Origin of the sequence: Roseisolibacter sp. H3M3-2 (assembly GCF_029211165.1) — a bacterium.
GTDB lineage: Bacteria > Gemmatimonadota > Gemmatimonadetes > Gemmatimonadales > Gemmatimonadaceae > Roseisolibacter.
The window spans coordinates 1-2,313 of the sequence record NZ_JARGEK010000550.1 but is presented as its reverse complement, the minus strand read 5'-3'; the positions used below and the strand labels follow the sequence as shown (position 1 = coordinate 2,313).

The 2,313-nt window shown below is 79.2% G+C and carries 3 protein-coding genes and 1 pseudogene; all 4 read right to left on the bottom strand.

Annotation, left to right across the window (positions count from 1 at the left end; genetic code table 11):
• Positions 1 to 197 (bottom strand): annotated as a pseudogene (locus PYV61_RS24345) (hypothetical protein); the annotation flags it as partial.
• Positions 194 to 838 carry an FMN-binding negative transcriptional regulator gene (locus PYV61_RS24340; protein WP_275836468.1) on the bottom strand — a complete coding sequence of 215 codons (645 nt, stop codon included), beginning with the start codon at positions 836 to 838 and terminating at the stop codon, positions 194 to 196. The pseudogene PYV61_RS24345 and the gene PYV61_RS24340, both read right to left, overlap by 4 nt.
• A 49-nt stretch (positions 839 to 887) precedes the next feature.
• Positions 888 to 1,484 (bottom strand): pentapeptide repeat-containing protein, encoded by a 597-nt coding sequence (locus tag PYV61_RS24335; RefSeq protein ID WP_275836467.1) that lies wholly within the window; start codon positions 1,482 to 1,484, stop codon positions 888 to 890.
• An 8-nt stretch (positions 1,485 to 1,492) separates the two neighbouring features.
• On the bottom strand, positions 1,493 to 2,224 hold the full coding sequence (locus PYV61_RS24330) for an ATP-binding cassette domain-containing protein (RefSeq protein ID WP_275836466.1): 732 nt from the start codon (positions 2,222 to 2,224) through the stop codon (positions 1,493 to 1,495).
• Between the last annotated feature and the right edge of the window lie 89 nt (positions 2,225 to 2,313).

Below are 2,313 nucleotides of genomic sequence, written 5' to 3'. Positions count from 1 at the left end.
ACGATTTGTCTTCCTAAGACCGCTTGGCCTCCGACTTCCGCGCCGGCCAGCGCGCCCCACCCGGCCCCCGGCAGCGCCGCGCGCGCGGTCGTGAACGGCCACCACCCCGCGCGCACGCCGAGCCCCGCGAGCGCGAGCCCCGCCAGCGACAGGAGCACCAGCGCGGCGCCGAGCCGGCCCGCCGCGCGCGCGCTCACCGCTTGCTCCGCGGGCGGCGCTCCGCCACCACCGCGGCGGCGGCGCGGTCCCCCGCGCGGTCGGACGCGGCGAGCCCCGCGATGACGCCCGCGATGTCCGGCGCCGCGCGGTTCTGGCTCATCTTCCACTTGCCGTCGAGGCGCGACACGGCGAGCTCGATCCCCACCACCTCGCGCAGCATCCGCTCGACGTACTCCGCCGGCGCGTCGTCCACCGCCCACGGGCGCGGGCGCCCCGCCTCGTGGCGCGCCGTCAGCGACTCGACGTGCGCGCGTAGCCAGGCCGCGTCGTCGACCACGCGCAGCGTGCCGTGCGCGTGCACCGCCGCGTAGTTCCACGTCGGCACCACGCGCCCGTGCTCGGCCTTGGACGGGTACCAGCCGGGGTGCACGTAGGCGTCGGCGCCGGCGAAGATCACCACCGCGGCGCGCCCGTCCGCCCGCGCGTGCGCGTTGGCGCGCGCCACGTGGCCGCGCAGCACGCCGGCGCCCGGCCCCTCGCGGTGCAGCACGAGCGGCAGGTGCGTGGCGTGCAGCCCGTGCGCGTCGTCGGCGGTGACGAGCGCGCCGAGCGGGTGGGCGTCGACGAAGGCCGCGAGGACCTCGGCGTCGGACTCGGCGAAGGCGGGTGGGACGTACACGGCGGGCCTCGGGGTGGCGGGGGCGGACGGCCGAACGATAGCGCCGCCGCTACTCCGCGCGCACGTCGAGGCCGAGCGCGGCGGCGATCGCCAGCGCCTGCTCCATGGTGACCACCGCCCCGGCGAGCGCGACCTCCCGCGGGTCGAGGGCCCCGAGGTCGCTGCCGCGCAGGTCGCACCGCGCGAGGCTGGCCGACCGCAGCAGGGCGCCCGACAGGTCGGCGTCGCGCAGCGTCGCGCCGTCGAGGCGCGCCCCCGAGAGGTCGGCCTCGCGCAGCCGCACCCCGCGCAGCGCGGCGCGCCGCAGGTCCGCCCGCGCGAGCCCGACGTGCGACCAGTTGCCGCCGGCCACCTGCAGGAGGTCGAACGTGCACCGCTCGAACACGCTCCCCACCAGCTTGCACTCGGTGAGCCGCGCGTCGAAGAAGTCGCACTGCACGAACCGGCAGTTGACGAACGCGGCGTCCGTGTGCGCCGAGCAGTTGAAGCGCACGCGGCGGAACGTGCACTCGGTGAACGCCGCGCCGCGGCCGGTGGACTCGGTCAGGTCGACGTCCACGAAGTCGACGCCCGCGTGCTGCGCGCCCGAGAGGTCGCGCCCGTCCCACTCGGCGCCCTCGATCGTCTCACGTGTCCCGCGTGCCATGCGTGTCCTCAGCCCGCGCCGTCCGACGCGAGCGCCTCGAGGGTGGCGACGCGCGCGTCGGCGGCGTCGGGGAGGGGGGGCGCCCAGCGCGCCGCGCCGCCGGCGTCCACCATCGCGCGGTCGGCGTGCGGCGCGAACGGCGCCACGTCGTGGGTCGCCAGCAGCACCGCCGCGCCGTCGGCGCGCAGCCGCGCCACCCAGTCGACGACGCGGGCGCGCGTCGCCCGGTCCATCGCCTCGAGCGGCTGGTCGAGGAGGTCGACGCGCGGCTCGGCGACGCAGGCCGCGGCCAGCAGCGCGGGCCGCCGCTGGCCGAGCGACAGCTCGCGCACCGTGCGCGCGGCGAGCTCGCCCAGGCCCGCGGCGTCGAGCGGGGCGTCGGCCGCGGCGTCGCCGGCGCCGCGCAGGCGGGCGACCAGCCGCGCCACCTCGCCGACGGTGGCGTACGGCGACAGCTCGGGGTGCTCGGGGACGTAGGCGAGCGCGCGGCGCGCCGCCGCCTTGTCGCACGCCGCGTCGCGGCCGAGCAGCTCGACCGTGCCGGCGCCCGGGCGCTCGACGCCGGCGACGACGCGGAGCAGCGTGCTCTTGCCGGCGCCGTTCGGGCCGACGACCAGGGTGACCCCCGCGGCGACGTCGAGCGCGTCGCAGACGAGGGCGGGCGGGCCGCCCCGGACGTACGCCACGCGCACCCCGCGCAGCCGCACCATCGGCTCCGCCGGCTCCGCGGCCGCGCTCACGCGCGCGTGGCCCACAGCGCGTCCCCGGCCAGGTCGTGGCGCCGCTCGTCCGGGTGAGCGACGACGGCGTGCGGGCGCTCGCGGGCGGC

Excerpts from the sequence above, each read along its gene's own strand:
- PYV61_RS24335 (WP_275836467.1), bottom strand. The coding sequence starts at position 1,484 with ATGGCACGCGGGACACGTGAGACGATCGAGGGCGCCGAGTGGGACGGG.